The 14,786-nt window shown below is 45.0% G+C and carries 14 protein-coding genes and 3 pseudogenes; 8 read left to right on the top strand and 9 right to left on the bottom strand.

The genetic code is table 11. From position 1 onward, the window contains the following. Window positions 1-39: 39 nt before the first annotated feature. On the bottom strand, window positions 40-1,035 hold the full coding sequence (locus tag CS022_RS20295; RefSeq protein ID WP_235869827.1) for a DMT family transporter: 996 nt from the start codon (window positions 1,033-1,035) through the stop codon (window positions 40-42). A gap of 179 nt (window positions 1,036-1,214) precedes the next feature. Between CS022_RS20295 and CS022_RS20290 the strand changes: the two are divergent. After that, window positions 1,215-1,669, top strand: a pseudogene (locus tag CS022_RS20290) (Lrp/AsnC family transcriptional regulator). Window positions 1,670-1,733: 64 nt separating this feature from the next. Here CS022_RS20290 and CS022_RS20285 read toward each other — a convergent pair. Then, a pseudogene (locus CS022_RS20285) lies at window positions 1,734-2,701 on the bottom strand (ABC transporter substrate binding protein). 622 nt (window positions 2,702-3,323) lie between these two features. On the opposite strand from CS022_RS20285, the gene CS022_RS20280 reads away from it, so the two are divergent. Then, window positions 3,324-5,666, top strand: a complete 2,343-nt coding sequence (locus tag CS022_RS20280) for a M4 family metallopeptidase (RefSeq protein ID WP_129123775.1) — start codon at window positions 3,324-3,326, stop codon at window positions 5,664-5,666. 54 nt (window positions 5,667-5,720) lie between these two features. On the opposite strand, the gene pcp is transcribed toward CS022_RS20280, so the two are convergent. Beyond that, window positions 5,721-6,359, bottom strand: coding sequence for a pyroglutamyl-peptidase I (pcp, locus tag CS022_RS20275; RefSeq protein WP_129123774.1), 639 nt, complete (start codon window positions 6,357-6,359; stop codon window positions 5,721-5,723). A 170-nt stretch (window positions 6,360-6,529) separates the two neighbouring features. On the opposite strand from pcp, the gene CS022_RS20270 reads away from it, so the two are divergent. Both CS022_RS20270 and CS022_RS20265 read left to right on the top strand, forming a co-directional pair. Next, entirely contained in the window at window positions 6,530-7,252 is a 723-nt protein-coding gene (locus CS022_RS20270) for a YebC/PmpR family DNA-binding transcriptional regulator (protein WP_129123773.1), read from the top strand. Window positions 7,253-7,325: 73 nt separating this feature from the next. Further along, window positions 7,326-7,676: a hypothetical protein gene (locus CS022_RS20265; RefSeq protein WP_129123809.1), complete on the top strand. Its 351-nt coding sequence runs from the start codon at window positions 7,326-7,328 to the stop codon at window positions 7,674-7,676. A 44-nt stretch (window positions 7,677-7,720) separates the two neighbouring features. Here the strand turns inward: CS022_RS20265 and CS022_RS26790 are convergent. The 5 genes and pseudogenes from CS022_RS26790 to CS022_RS27465 form a co-directional block, all read right to left on the bottom strand. Then, window positions 7,721-8,536, bottom strand: a pseudogene (locus CS022_RS26790) (beta-galactosidase small subunit-related protein). A 92-nt stretch (window positions 8,537-8,628) separates the two neighbouring features. After that, window positions 8,629-8,835 carry a DUF4981 domain-containing protein gene (locus CS022_RS26785; RefSeq protein WP_235869823.1) on the bottom strand — a complete coding sequence of 69 codons (207 nt, stop codon included), beginning with the start codon at window positions 8,833-8,835 and terminating at the stop codon, window positions 8,629-8,631. Further along, on the bottom strand, window positions 8,826-9,515 hold the full coding sequence (locus tag CS022_RS27475) for a glycoside hydrolase family 2 TIM barrel-domain containing protein (protein WP_268967919.1): 690 nt from the start codon (window positions 9,513-9,515) through the stop codon (window positions 8,826-8,828). The genes CS022_RS26785 and CS022_RS27475 overlap by 10 nt, the downstream gene beginning before the upstream one ends. Continuing rightward, on the bottom strand, window positions 9,503-9,604 hold the full coding sequence (locus CS022_RS27470; RefSeq protein ID WP_268967920.1) for a hypothetical protein: 102 nt from the start codon (window positions 9,602-9,604) through the stop codon (window positions 9,503-9,505). The genes CS022_RS27475 and CS022_RS27470 overlap by 13 nt, the downstream gene beginning before the upstream one ends. Before the next feature lie 10 nt (window positions 9,605-9,614). Continuing rightward, entirely contained in the window at window positions 9,615-10,817 is a 1,203-nt protein-coding gene (locus CS022_RS27465; protein ID WP_268967918.1) for a sugar-binding domain-containing protein, read from the bottom strand. Between the two features lie 245 nt (window positions 10,818-11,062). On the opposite strand from CS022_RS27465, the gene CS022_RS20255 reads away from it, so the two are divergent. The 3 genes from CS022_RS20255 (at window position 11,063) to CS022_RS20250 (ending at window position 12,838) form a co-directional block, all read left to right on the top strand. Further along, window positions 11,063-11,614, top strand: a complete 552-nt coding sequence (locus CS022_RS20255; RefSeq protein ID WP_129123772.1) for a YtfJ family protein — start codon at window positions 11,063-11,065, stop codon at window positions 11,612-11,614. Window positions 11,615-11,798: 184 nt separating this feature from the next. Next, window positions 11,799-12,170 carry a hypothetical protein gene (locus CS022_RS26775; RefSeq protein ID WP_235869822.1) on the top strand — a complete coding sequence of 124 codons (372 nt, stop codon included), beginning with the start codon at window positions 11,799-11,801 and terminating at the stop codon, window positions 12,168-12,170. Next, the gene (locus CS022_RS20250) at window positions 12,140-12,838 is read left to right on the top strand and encodes an endonuclease/exonuclease/phosphatase family protein (RefSeq protein ID WP_235869821.1); all 699 of its coding nucleotides are present in this window, start codon (window positions 12,140-12,142) and stop codon (window positions 12,836-12,838) included. Before CS022_RS26775 ends, CS022_RS20250 begins: the two co-directional genes overlap by 31 nt. Before the next feature lie 10 nt (window positions 12,839-12,848). Here CS022_RS20250 and CS022_RS20245 read toward each other — a convergent pair whose 3' ends face one another. Further along, complete coding sequence (locus tag CS022_RS20245) at window positions 12,849-13,115, bottom strand: hypothetical protein (RefSeq protein WP_129123771.1); 267 nt, start codon at window positions 13,113-13,115, stop codon at window positions 12,849-12,851. Between the two features lie 378 nt (window positions 13,116-13,493). Between CS022_RS20245 and CS022_RS20240 the strand changes: the two genes are divergently transcribed. Then, window positions 13,494-14,714, top strand: coding sequence for a NupC/NupG family nucleoside CNT transporter (locus tag CS022_RS20240; RefSeq protein WP_129123770.1), 1,221 nt, complete (start codon window positions 13,494-13,496; stop codon window positions 14,712-14,714). Window positions 14,715-14,786 lie beyond the last annotated feature (72 nt).

Raw genomic sequence — 14,786 nt, 5'->3', positions numbered from 1 at the left:
CTGGAATCTGAGGTTCCAGCCTTGATATCGCGATACCCTTCACCTAGTCCTGAATTTCTGAGCGTCAAAATGTGTTGAGGCGTCATTTTTCATGAATATATTGCTGGCCACCAAACTGCCGAGGCTTACAGCAGTCATTGCAGCAATTGTCATCCCGTCTGGGACTTCATCGAATATTAAGAAGGCAAAGAAAGTAGCAACAACAGGAGTTGCGCTTCCAAATGCAGCGCTTCGCTCCGCTCCCAACTGTTTAACTGCGTATAAGTAGGTAAAGGAGGCCACAATACCTGCGCCGACACCTTGCAACAGAGTATGGCTCAATACTTCATGCCATGGCCAAGTTGAGGGAGAGGAGGAGACCAGCGAACTTGGCAACCAATTCATAGTAATAGCAACAACCAGTGCCGCACATGACATCATGGCGAGCAAGCCGGAGCAGGCTAATGGATTGAGGTTAGCCACTCGTGCACAAATCGTGAACACTGCCCACATTAAGCTTCCGGTAAGAAACAGAACATGACCCTGTAATTGCAGAACGTCATAGCTCTCAGCACCTATTCCACCACTGAGGTTTGTTGCGAGAAAAAGGACTGTTCCGAAAAGTATCGCAGTCAAACCAGCAATTCGATGCGAGCTCAATGGCTGTTGAAATACAATGACTGCAATGGTCGTGACAAACAATGACAAAGTACCCGGCACAAGTGCGCTGCCGTGAGACACCGGAGCATATTGCATTGCAGTACTTGCGACCAATAAATACGGTAACCCGCTACCGATAAACATGCCAAGCAGATACTTCTTGGGGATAGTGCAAATTTCTCTCCATGCCTTGTAGACAAATGGCATCAGAAAAATCGCGGGAACAACAAATCGCATCAGTGAAAGATCGGCAGGCTGCAAGTCAGAATTGGCCCCTCCCTTTAACGATATAAAAAAGCCAGCCCAAATCAAAAGCGTGACCAGCATGGCTAAGTAACCTTTTGTTTTTGCGTTCAGAATGTTGGCAATTAATGGCGTTGTGGCTCCTTGCTGCATTGAAGTCATATAGGGGGTCCTTTCTATGGCGATTTCTATGGCGATTTCTATGGCGATTTCTATGGCGCTATTATCACGTAAACCTATTAGTGTTCGGTGGCAAAGTAGAGCCATTTAGGTTCTATTTTTGTCTTTTTACGCTAAGATATTGTCAATTATTGATGGATTAAAGCGTGAAAATGGATCGAATTGATAAACAACTCCTCACACTCATGCAAAACGACGCGAGACTGACAACTGCAGAACTGGCAGAACTGGTAGGCTTTCACCCTCCCCTTGTGCGAGAAGAATAAAACGCCTTGAAAAGGAAAAAATTGTTGCGGGTTACCACGCATCACTGACCCGCGATAAGGTGGGTATTGCTATGACCATGTTTGTCGAAGTCAGCTTGAGTAACCATCAGGTGACATCGGTCGATGACTTTGAACAAGCTATCAGGGAGATGCCTGAAGTCGTAAGCTGTCATGTGGTATCAGGCAGTTACGATTACCTGTTAGAGGTGGTTTCGAAAGATCTTGTCGCTTACGAGCAGTTCACGCGCAAACTCCAGTGTCTGCAAACGGTGAAAGATATCCATACCCAATTAGCAATCCGTAAGGTAAAAGATCGCGGTGCGTTGCCGATTTATCTGTGAAAAAGATCGTGTTATTAACTGAGAAAGCCGCCCTTGAGGCGGCTTTTTTGGCAGAGTATCATTTTCAATTGACTACTTGCGTTGCACGTTCGACTAACGCATTTGGCAGTGTAATATTCAGCGTATGTGCCGCTTTTTGGTTAATAAACAAGTCGGAACCTGTCGCTACCTTAGCGGGTAAATCTTTCGGCAACTTACCGTCGAGAATATCAGCCACGTACCTGCTGTTTCAAGGCCAATCTGGTAGTAATCAAATCCGAGTCCGACAAGTGCACCGCGCTTTGTAAATCCTGTATCTGCTGCAATGACTGGAATACCCGCTTTATTTGAAACCGCAACCACACTGTCTAACGCCATTCCCATTGTGTTATCTGTCAGCGCATAGATAGCGTCAGACTTAGAAGCGACGATTTGAGCCGCTGACTGCACATCAGCACTTTTAAGCGCTGTCCCCTCAACCAAGGTCAAATTATGTTCTTTCGCTGCTTCTTTTAGGAGTTTAAGCAATGAAACTGAATTAGCCTCGCCCGGGTTGTAAACAACACCGATCCGCTTCATTTCTGGTAATACTTCTTTAGCGAGCCCGACATGTTGAAAAACTGGTGAAAGGTCAGACAAACCTGTGATATTCCCGGTAGGGTTTTTCATATCTTTAAGAAGTTTTGCGCCGACTGGATCGGTTACCGCAGTAAACACAATCGGGATGTCTTTTGTCGCTGATGCAAGTGCTTGCGCAGAAGGGGTCGCAATACCAACCAATACATCCGGTTGCTCACCAACAAATTGTCGCGCAATCTGCACTGCAATAGCAGGGTTTCCTTGCGCCGTTTGATAATCGAACTCAAGGTTTACACCCTCTTTATAACCGCGCTCGGCAAGTCCATCTAAAATTCCCTGACGTGCAGAGTCCAGAGCTGGATGCTCAACAATTTGTGATACGGCGACTTTTTTTACGTCAGCCGCCATAGAGAATGGAACGGTTAATGCTGATGCAGAAACCAACAACGCACCTAATAATGCAGAGACTTTCATTTCATTACCTCTAACTAATAATTATGTAGGGATAATTGTTAGCATAATGAATATAGATTTCCTGTCAGTTATATTATTTAGATGGACATTTTCGACTAGCAACAAATAAAAATGTAAATGTTTATTCGGAGTTTAATCTTATGTGTTTTTTAAACAAAAAGTATTGATATAAATTTATGAATCATCTCATAATTTAACATCGTTACATTTGCAACAACTATCAGATCTATTTCAAAATTTACTATCATACTAATTTTATTCTTAAAGCATGAAATGTTATGTTATTACATATCATAATGGCCAGCAGTTGATATAACTTCAAGTCATAAAGTAACAAGCCAAAAATACCACTCAAGAACGCCTTCATAAAATACTCCTCATTGAATGTGTATCAGTATTTTGAAATATATTTTGCAACATTTCAGTTTCGCTCGGAGTAAGTACAAAAAAACATTTATTTAACCTTATATTAACACGAGTGAGCGTTGAATAAATCCAGCCCAAAAGTTAAACAAAAGGCATCAGAAAGATTGTTTTTAAGTGTTAATTTTTCTGATGACTCTTTTATAGATAGCCGCAAGGAATATGTGCTATCAACTTTTTTGAGGAACATGGAGTTATTATGAAGGCTTACCCAAAAGTATCAGCCGTTGCTATTGCACTCGCTGGTATTATCTCGTTACCAGCGCTAGCCGCAGACAGAATTAACTTGGATGCACCAACGATATTTGCGGCCAACGCAGCGCAAAGCGTCATTTCTAATGACGCTTTTGTTGAAGGAGCATCATTCGTCGCCGCCAATGGTGATGAAATTGTGCGTATTCAGCAAACCTACCAAGGTCTACCGGTATTTGGTGAAAGCTTCGCCGCCACCAAAAACTCGTTAGGTTTCATGACCGCATTCACTGGTACAGCAATTTCTGGTATCGATAAAGACATTGCCTCAGTAGAACCGTCTGTAAAAGCAAACACTGCAGTTTCAACACTTGCCTCCGAGTGGCAGCACGAAATTCATAGAATACACAGCCCACAGAAGCAATTGGTTGTCTGGTTAGATGCAAAAGATGTTGCCCACCTTGCTTGGTATGTTTCTTACACAATCTATGGTTCAAATCCGACTCGTCCAATGGGTTTTGTTGATGCTAAATCTGGCAAGCTGCTCGATAGCTGGGATGGTCTGAATCATGCCGAGGCAACAGGTCCCGGCGGTAACGGAAAAACGGGCAGGTATGAGTTTGGTCCAGGAAAACGATACGGCTCTTTCGAAGTCCGTCAAAATGGAAGTACCTGTACACTGGACAGCCCGAATGTCGAAACACTGGATATGAGAAACAGAACATCCGGTGGTTCTGTTCACAGCTTTACGTGCCCAGAAAACACAGAGCGACAAGTCAATGGTGCGTTTTCTGCAATGAATGATGCCCATGCATTCGGCTTGGTGACCTTCGACATGTACAAAGAATGGTATGGCATACGCCCTATCACTCAGAAACTTCGACTACGCGTCCACTATGACAGCGAATACGAGAATGCATTCTGGGATGGCCGTCAAATGACCTTTGGTGACGGCAAGAATACCTTCTACCCATTAGTTTCTCTTGACGTTGTCGCTCACGAAGTCAGTCATGGTGTGACATCTCAAAACTCTAACCTCGTCTATCGTAACCAGTCAGGTGGCATGAACGAAGCATTCTCTGATGTCTCAGCAGCTGCTGCACTCTATTACCTTGAAGGCGATTTTAACTGGAAAATCGGTGATCGCATCAAGAAAGGCAGCGGTGCAATGCGCTATATGGACAATCCACCGCTTGATGGAAAATCTATCGGTCATGCCAGAGATTTCACAAACGGCATGAACGTGCACTATAGCTCAGGTGTGTTCAACAAGGCGTTCTACCTTCTATCTAACAAAGAGGGTTGGGATATACGTAAAGCCTTTGATGCATATATCAAAGCAAACCAAGTTTACTGGACAGCAAACTCAACCTTTGACCAAGGTGGTGCGGGTGTTTACAAAGCCGCCGAAGCACTGGGCTACTGTGTCAATGACGTTGTAGATGCGTTCGACGTTGTCGGTGTGACAACGGGCGCGAGAACAGGTAGTGGTTGTGGTGGCGGTGATGAGCTGCCAGTGGCGGGCTTTAACACTTCAGTTGATGGCTTAAAAGTGGCCTTCAACAACACCTCGCAATTTGCTGACTCGTATTCTTGGACATTCGGCGACGGCAATGAAGCAAGTAGTATGAGCCCGGTTCATACATATGGCGCTGAAGGCACTTATAGCGTTTCACTCTCTGCGAAAAACAGCCTCGGAGAAGACACTAAGTCTTTAAATGTAACGGTTGTAGAGAAGTGCGATGATGGCGGAAATGGTGGTGGCGGTGATGCCAACGCATGGAGCGAAACTAAGAGCTACAAAGTTGGCGACATCGTGACGTACAACGGCAGCACTTATGAAGCAACCTGGTGGTCAACAGGCGCACGCCCTGACATCTACACCAACGTGTGGAAAAAGGTGCAAGGACTGGTTGTTTTCGCCGACTGCCCTCCAGTGAACGATGCGCCAGTTGCCAACTTCTCATCGGTTGTGAATGACCTGACGATCACCTTAACTGATAGCTCTACAGATGATAAAGGCGTCGTTTCACGTACATGGAGTGTGAACGGTTCTGTATTGTCTTCAGCAGATAAAGTTGTAAATCATACTGTCGCTTCAGCGGGTGATTACTCTGTCGTGCTGACCGTGAAAGATGCTGAAGGCTTAAGCAGCTCTAAATCAGTCACTGTAAAAGTAGGAAGCACTGGCGGCTGTGCTCCAGCATGGGACGCAGGCAAAATTTACAATACTGGAGACCAAATATCACATAATGGCAAGAAGTATGAAGCCAAATGGTGGACGCAAGGTCAAGAGCCTGGCACAACTGGCCAATGGGGTGTTTGGAAAGACCTCGGTGCTTGTAACTAAACAATAAGTCATGACATAGGGCGTCTTCAAAGACGCCCTTTTTTATTTCCGGTACTAACAAATTTTCCCACCAGTGACAGAAATATCACCCTGAACAGTCTGCAATGTTTTCACCATCACCCGCACTGCCTCAGTCATCATATCTAACGGCATACTCGGGTAACTGTTATCTTTTGCCTGCTCAGGCAACAAAGGAACATGGACAAAACCATTTCGTATCCCGGTACCATTAAGCGCATGCTGCAAAGCATAGAAAAGGTGATTACACACGAAGGTTCCTGCACTTTCAGACACTGAGGCTTCAATACCTGCTTCAGTCATGTCTCTTACCATTGCTTTTATCGGTAACGTTGAAAAATAAGCCGCTGGTGCCCCCTGAACAACAGGCTCATCAATCACCTGATGACCTGCATTATCAGGAATTCGAAAATCATCAAGATTGATGGCGACTCTCTCCGGCGTAACGCCCTTTCGACCAGCGGCTTGACCAAGACAAACAACCGCATCAGGTTGATATTCGGAAATCGCATCCATCACAGTCTTTAATGAATCGTATCTCACAACAGGCACCCGGCAGACCACCAATTCAGCACCTGCAATCACTTCACCCTCAAGCTCTTTGATAATCTCCGCTGTGGGATTGATCGCTGCCCCACCAAATGCATCAAAGCCTGTGATCAGTATTTTCGTCATTAATTTCACCTTGTTGCTGATAATTCCGCCAACATCAACCGAGAAACGTCCAAGTAAAATGGCTAAATCGCTAATTACGTCACCTTGGCATCGCTAGTGCTGGAAATGTATAAGCTGACGTTGTTAAAATCTCGACAATATTGATTGAGTAATAAAAAGAGAGTGACCCGATGGGACGCAGTTTCGAAGTGCGCAAAGCCTCTATGGCGAAGACACAAGGCGCAAAAATCAAAGTTTATTCAAAATACGGTAAAGAGATCTACGTTGTCGCTAAAAATGGCGGTACAGATCCAAGTTCAAACCTTTCACTGAAGCGTTTGATTGAAAAAGCAAAGAAAGACCAAGTGCCTTCTCACATCATCGATAAAGCCCTCGAAAAAGCGAACGGTGCGGGCGGTGAGAACTATGAAGTTGCACGTTATGAAGGTTTTGGTCCCGGCGGTTGTTCCGTTATCGTTGATTGTCTGACCGACAACAACAACCGTACCTACATGGAAGTGCGCCAGTGCTTCGTGAAAACAAATGCGAAGATCGGTAGTCCGGGTTCTGTTGCGCATATGTTCGAGCACCAGTCAGTTTTCCAGTTTAACGGTGACGACGAAGAAGCGGTTCTTGAAGCATTGATGATGGCTGATGTTGATGTTACTGACATCGAATGCGAAAACGGTGTTATCACTGTGTTTGCACCACACACTGAGTTCTTCAAAGTCAAAAATGCGCTGGCTGATGAGATGCCGGATGTGACGCTGGACGTTGAAGAAATTACGTTTGTTCCGCAAACAATGACTGAAGTTTCTGGCGATGATGTGGCAACGTTCGACAAGTTTATCGATATGCTTGATGACTGTGACGACGTGCAAAACGTCTACCACAACGCTGAAGTTGCTCGCTGATAAGTTTGCAGTATCATTCAGAATGCCCGGTTCTGCCGGGCATTTTCAATTTAGCACGAAAGAGACACCAACCATGGAACAAAAAGACTTCGAAGCACTCATCACGAGCCTTTGCCAATTAGAAAACCTCCCTGAGGCGCTGAATGCACTCAAAGCTTCAGAAGATGAGGAAATTGCTAAGGCGGCAGAATCATTGGCGGGTCAATTTTCTCTCGCTGAGGTCGAGGGTGAAAAGCGCATTTACCATGTGTTCACTGAAACAAATGATGATGGTGAAGATCAGGAGTTTGTTGAACACGTTATGAACGAAGGTGATGATGTCTTGGTATTCATCTCATGGTTTTTTTATGCCATGTTTGAGGTCAAGCACAAAGACACATACGCGGCGGCTGGTCGCACTTATCAGCAGCCAAAACGCAGTTAAGCCTGCTGTAAAATAGTCAGACAGTCTGGCGATTAAACTGAAATTTACTCGGCAACATGCAGCCTGAAACCAAACTGGTAAGCCGCGTTGTCGAGTACGTAGTCTTGATGAACACTGGGGGACCAAGAATCATCACCACCTACCCCCATATGAAAACCATCAAGACGTAAAAACATGACGCCTTCCTCCTCTTTCAACTGGTGTTGATACGACGCCATAGCCAAATTTTTCTGTTTATAACGACTCACGGAAAAATGAAACGGCTGGTCATTGTCGAGTAATAAGATAGTGAGGTTTGATAGGGAAACACGACGGACATCAGTGCGCAGTCCATTCTCCGACGGAAAGATATATGCGGTATGCATATCTTTGATAGGCGCCACGTAAGAGCCAACCTTGGCTGCCTCATTTCTATCAGGGTAGTTTTCAAAAGGGCCTCGGCCATACCAATTCACCGATTCTTCCAGTGGGAGCGTAAGTTCAATACCGATTCTAGGTAGTGGCGGAAGGTGTTTCTCCATTTTTATATCAATAGTAAGTTCAACATAACCTGACGAGAAAAATGTCCACCTCCAACATGATGTCATCGCTCGCTTGTTGCTGTGGCGTTATTCATATTCCGCTATCATGCGGACAGCAATGTCGGTGCTTGTGATTTCAATATCCCCTATCAGAGATTTCTTGAATTGCCCAACACCTGCATTTCGCCATCGTGTCGCCCATGCGTTTGGGTCTGGGTTGTTGGCTTCACTGGCACCAATATCGTTATCTGTTGGTGCCCGGAAGAAGTTATCGGCAAGCGACAAAATAACAGGTGCACCATTGACTGTATAAGCCGAAAGGTTACCCGTTTCCGGCATCAAATAAAATGTGACGGCGTCACAATCAATTTTAATCTTATCGCCGTTTTCAAAAAATCGTGGCAGTAACTGAGCTTCTTCCGACAAGCTTTTTATTGAGGGGCTGACGCCAAAGGAAACTGCCACCAGCCAAGCTCATGTCCCTCATCCGCCCACAAAACCGTCTCATCCAAATGCAGCGAGATATTGAGGAAGGTTTCGGCTCCAGAACCCCAATTATTGTCTTTAAGGCATAAGGGAATCTCACACGCTTTCTGTGGTTCAAGGTAGAGAGTTTCCTGTCCACTGACTAATGGCACCCCTCCTCCACTAAGTCCCATTGGAGTCTAATTTTGCCGGGCGGAACGAAGTTATACTCATTGAGAATACTAACAACCAAAGGCTTTTGAGAAATCAGACGATATCGGAAGGGTTGCTGTTCAAATTTGGCTTCAATCAGAGAGGGTTTGGCCGTTCTATCAGGAAAAACAAGCCCATTGATGCAAAACTGACGATCGTTGGGAGCATCACTAAAATCGCCACCGTACGCCCAGTAATCATCGCCATCATCTGTTTTTCTCGAAATTCCCTGATCGGCCCAATCCCAGATAAAACCACCTTGTAAGCGGCTATTAGCACGAAAACTTTGCCAATAACGCCCAAAACCACCCAGGCTATTCCCCATTGCATGGGCATATTCACAAAGAATGAGGGGACGCTGTTCATTTGGCTGATTAATCATTTTTTCTAGCCGCCATTTCGGTTCAGCTTCCGAAAATGTATCTTCGTCAACCCTTGCATACATCGGACACAGAATATCTGTCACTTCAGTATTCGCCCCACCGCCTTCATATTGCAATGGCCTCGACGGATCACGTTGTTTCAACCAGCGATACATGGCTCGATGGTTAACCCCAAATCCAGACTCATTCCCCAATGACCAGATGATGACGCAAGCATGGTTCTTATCTCGCTCAACCATTCGTGTCAGTCTGTCCATGTAGCAGGCTGCCAATTAAGGTCATCAGAAAGGTACGAAATGGGCTCCATCCCGTGCGTTTCGATGTTCGCTTCATCAACAACAAACAGGCCGTATTTGTCACAAAGCCTGTAAAAATCTCGGATGGTTCGGATAATGCGCCGTTCTGACCGCGTTGAAATTGTTTTGTTTTATCAGGCGTAAATCCCGCTCAATTTTCTCGGTTGTCTGTGTATATCCGCTCTCTGGTTCAAATTCGTGCCTGTTAATGCCTCGGATCGTGACAGGCTGTTGATTCACACACAGCAAACCGTTACGTATTTCGACGGTTCTTAACCCGACACAGCATGCTTCGATATCCAACATTTGGTTATCACTATCAAGAAGCGTCAACACCAATTGGTAGAGATGAGGCGCCTCATCACTCCAGAGCTTGGGTGACTCAACGCGCAAGATAAGCTCACAGGATTGCGGTTCATCTTGGCTGCTGCTTTTTTGCTGAGTTTTCAAAGGCACATTTGTAGCCTCTGAACAGACTTTCCCTTGGTGATATAGTTGAGCACTGATGAGCTCACGCTTCGCGAAACAACGAACCGTTACATACGCCGCATCATCACGGATCTTGGTTATCACCTCATAATCTGTGATGGCCGAAACGGGTTTACTAAGCAGAGTCACATCACGGAAAATACCGCTAAGCCACCACATGTCCTGATCTTCAAGATAACTGCCATCAGACCAACGCAAAACTATGACGGTCAGTACGTTCTCACCAACGTGAAGATGGGTTGATAGATCAAACTCTGCGGGTGTACGGCTGTCCTTGCTAAAACCTACAAAGCTTCCGTTGCACCAGAGATAAAACGCGCTGCTTACGCCTGCAAATTGAATTCTTGTTTGCTTAAGAAGCCATTGCTGGGATATGAAAAATTCTTTGCGGTAAACACCCGTCGGGTTTTTAGAAGGAACATACGGAGGATCGACAATGAAGGGATAGCGGATGTTGGTGTAAATGGGAATATCACCATCTATTTGGAGTTGCCAGACACCTGGCACAGTAAGGTTTTCCCAATCACTGTCATTGATTTCAGGGTTAATAATTTCGTCTGGTAAGTCGTGGGGCGAATCAAACAGACAAAACCGCCACTTACCATTCAATGTGAGTATGTTGCTTGAGGCTGGCCTCGGATTTTGGCACTCGAGGAGCGCCTCGCTTGGATTATTAAATGAAAATAACTCGCAATGCGGAGGCAAACCATTGATATGACAGATTGCAGGGTTTTGCCAGTCTGCTCGCCTAATAAGGTCAGTGAGTTTTTTCACTTCTATCTCCCCGTCTAATTGACAGTATGCTGAGTCAGCATAGTCAAGCAACCAGAATTGAAGCGTTCAAAAGAGCAATTATGTTTATGGGTTCAGATATGAGAGGAAATCTCGCCCAAATAGTTACTGATAGCGGTTAAGAACTCTGAGTTAGCTCAAACTTCCCGAACAATCCTCAAGATAATCAACAAGGTTAAACTATGCTAGACAGTTGGACAATAACTCACATTTATGGATAAAAGCTTATGCGTTTCTCTCATCTTCTTTCGTTAGCTGCTCTCTTTTGCTCTTCAATCACTTTCGCTCATAACTTCGCGGCCAACTCTCCCGTTGCCAGTGTTGTGGTAAAAGATAAGGGCGAACTAATACTTTCGGGCGATAAGATTACTTATTCAACGTGGGACAGCTCGAGTTTAACAGGTAAAGTTCGCGTCATTCAGGCGATCGCTGGTCGTTCATCAGCGAAAGAACTTAACGCACCCATGATCGAAGCAATCAAAGCAGCAGACTTACCAAAAGACAAATATCAAACGACCACAATCATCAACAAAGATGACGCTATTTGGGGAACAGGGGGGTTTGTTACTTCCTCTGCTGAAGACAGTAAACGGGAGTTTAGCTGGTCTTCGATTGTTCTCGACGCTGAGGGTTCAGTTGCTAAAGCTTGGCAATTAAAAAAGAAAAGTTCGGCCATTATTGTACTTGACCAACAAGGTAACGTGAGATTCGCGAAAGACGGCGAACTGACGCAGACAGAAATTGCTCAGGCCATGGAAATTATCAACGCACTTTTGTAACAAGTCCTAGGCTGAGAGTAAGATAACTTTCAGCCTTGTATTTTCTTGTTTCATTTTCATGCCGAGCGCTTAACTTTTCCTAACTGTATACCTTTTTATGCGCCATTACGCATAATAGTTATACACATCAAACGCCAAGCTTTCGCTATACTGATAAAATTAATTTCAATCGTGAGACAGTAACGTGTTCGCAACCAATAAAAGCTCATTTGCACACAGCGCATTCTGCCTGAAGGTAGCCACGGTCAATCTGTTTAACTATATTGAGCCACCTCAAGCTTGCTATGAATTTGATAACATCTACACCGAGCACGAGTGGCATAAAAAGCTTAACTGGCTAAACCGTTATATCGGCAACTACCATCCTGATGTTATTGCTTTTCAAGAAGTATTCAGCCCAAAAGCTCTTCGTTCACAGTTGGAGCACCTTGGCTACACGTTTTTTGCGGTTATCGACGAGCCGACGCTCGTGACGAGTATATCTACAAAGATCCTGTTGTTGCGCTGGCATCACGCTACCCTATCTTGTGCGCAGAACCCGTTTTACCCGATCTGAGCCTAGCGTCTGAAGCCGGTTTATCGAAAGATTTCGCTTTTAGTAGAATCCCACTTTTTGCCACCTTAGAACTTCCAGGGTTAGGTGAAACAGACTTTTATGTCGTTCACCTGAAGTCCAAACGTCCAATTGAAATTGGCGACAAAGAGAAGGAAAAAGTGTCGCTGCATGATGCAATGATCGATGAAATGACAGGCTTCTGGGCGTCAGCAATTCAGCGTGGTACTGAAGCAAGCCAGTTGATGACACATATCTTGCGTCGCCGTTCTCATACCAACAACCCCGTCGTGTTACTCGGTGATTTTAATGATCGCTTAGACAGTGAGGTTCTTCATCCTTTTCATTTAGGGGGAATCAGGAAAGTAACGGAAGACATGGCTCAGATGCCGTTGTCTCACTACCAGATGCACGATTGTTGGGATCTTTATGTGAAAACGCAGGAAGAAATTGACTTTGAACGCCCCCCAACGCACTACCATGGTGGGCGTGGGTCCGTTATCGATTACATTTTACTCTCAAATGAATTCGACAGCTCAGACCCTGCAAGCTTGGTAGAAGTAGCGGAGTATCATTGCGAAGATAAACACTTGGTCAATCCGCATTTTGACCAAGACAGCCACAGTAGTGATCACGCGTTGGTTTCCATAACACTGTCACTGCGGCGCTAGATAAACGAGATCAAGTTACTCTACTTGATCTCTTTATAGTCACCTTCGATAACATTGCCAGTCTTCTGGGAATGCTTACCGTGCTGATTTTGGCGAAATTTATCGAAGTCCTGCTGCCACCTTGCCTTAGCTTTTGCGTCAAGATTAATACCTTCTTCTTCAATATCGGGCTGAGTATCAATACAACTAAAGACACAACGATGACAAATGCGCCAGAGAGCATCAGTACAAATAAGCCAGCAAACAGTGCGATGATATTTAAAATCAGTTGTTTCATATTACCTATCCCCCTTGAGTCGTTCTCTTCGACCCTTTTACTTTCTCTATTGGTTCTACGCTATCAAATATAGTGTCGATTTAAAATCTAACCGATGCTCTTCGATTAAGACAACATTGTTCATTTATAGTTGCACCGCAAAATAGTACTCACTGTTACTCGATGTAGTGGACCCACCAAAAGGCAACTAAGCCGATTACGCAATCGTTAAACCAGTTTTTATGACTATTTCCCCTCCAGAAATCAGTAAATCTGCTTCTTTTTACATCGAACATAAATGTAATATGTTACATTATTTATTAGACAATTATCACATTTATTTTTGCCGCTAGAATACCGCCGCAATCGTTTTCTATTTCCTATTCCCGGAGAATCACCATGCAGCACTGGGGCAGTGTCCTAGGTATTTTAGTTATTTTTGCGGTTGCCGTACTCAGTTCTGAAAATCGCCGTGCTATAAATTGGCGAACGGTCTTAGGTGCCTTTGCTATTCAAATCACCTTCGCCGGATTCATCCTCTCTGTTCCTGCTGGTCGAGACATACTCAATAGTGTTTTTGGCGCCGTATCTGGGATTATTGATTTTGGTCGCGTTGGATCAGAGTTTGTGTTTGGGGATTTAGCAAAGTACAAACTTGGTTTCATCTTTGCAGTCAACGTGCTTCCTACCATTGTATTTTTCTCTGCCTTAATTGCTGTACTTTATCACCTCGGTATTATGGGAAAAGTGGTAGAAATATTGGGAGGCGGCCTCCGTCGACTCTTAGGTACCAGCCGCACCGAATCAATGTCCGCAACCGCAAATATTTTCGTTGGCTCAGTAGAAGCACCTCTCGTTGTTCGTCCCTACCTTGAAAAAATGACACGTTCAGAACTGTTTGCTGTCATGGTTGGCGGATTGGCATCTGTCGCAGGCGGCACCATGGTTGGATACGCTGGTTTGGGCGTCGAGCTTAAGTACCTCATTGCAGCGTCATTCATGTCTGCACCAGCTGGTTTAATGATGGCGAAGATTTTGTTACCTCAGACAGAACACTCAACGAATGACAGAACAAGTACGTTTGATAACGATGATGACAAACCTGTTAACGTTATCGATGCCGGCACACAGGGGGCATTAAGTGGGCTCCAAATTGCGATGGCAGTTGGCGCAAGCCTTCTTGCAGTGATCAGTATGATCGCCCTAATTAATGGTGGTCTCGCTAAACTGGGGCAGTGGTTTGATATGCCCTATCTAACACTAGAATGGATATTTGGTTACCTGTTCGCGCCTGTAGCCTGGCTTATTGGTGTACCTTGGTCAGAAGCCATTACTGCTGGGAGTCTTATTGGCAAAAAAATAGCAGTCAATGAGTTTGTCGCCTTCATTGACTTAATGTCGGTGAAAGACCAGTTGAGCGCACATTCGCAAGCCGTTGTGACTTTCGCCTTGTGTGGCTTTGCAAACCTTACTTCTATTGCAATGCTGATGGGTGGACTTGGTGGTATTGTTCCATCTCGGCGCGCTGATATAGCCAAGCTTGGCCTCAAAGCGATTTTTGCGGCAACGCTGGCGAACCTGATGAGTGCGACTCTGGCTGGCATTTATCTCAGCCTGTAAAAACTCGGTGTAAACAAGTAAACATCCACCTTCTAAAGAAGGTGGCTTTCAATGAGCCCCCTAAAAGGGGGC

The sequence above is a fragment of the Veronia nyctiphanis genome (assembly GCF_004116385.1).
Taxonomy (GTDB): Bacteria; Pseudomonadota; Gammaproteobacteria; order Enterobacterales; family Vibrionaceae; genus Veronia; species Veronia nyctiphanis.
Note: the sequence above shows the minus strand (reverse complement) of the source record. Positions and strands in the feature narration are given on the sequence as shown.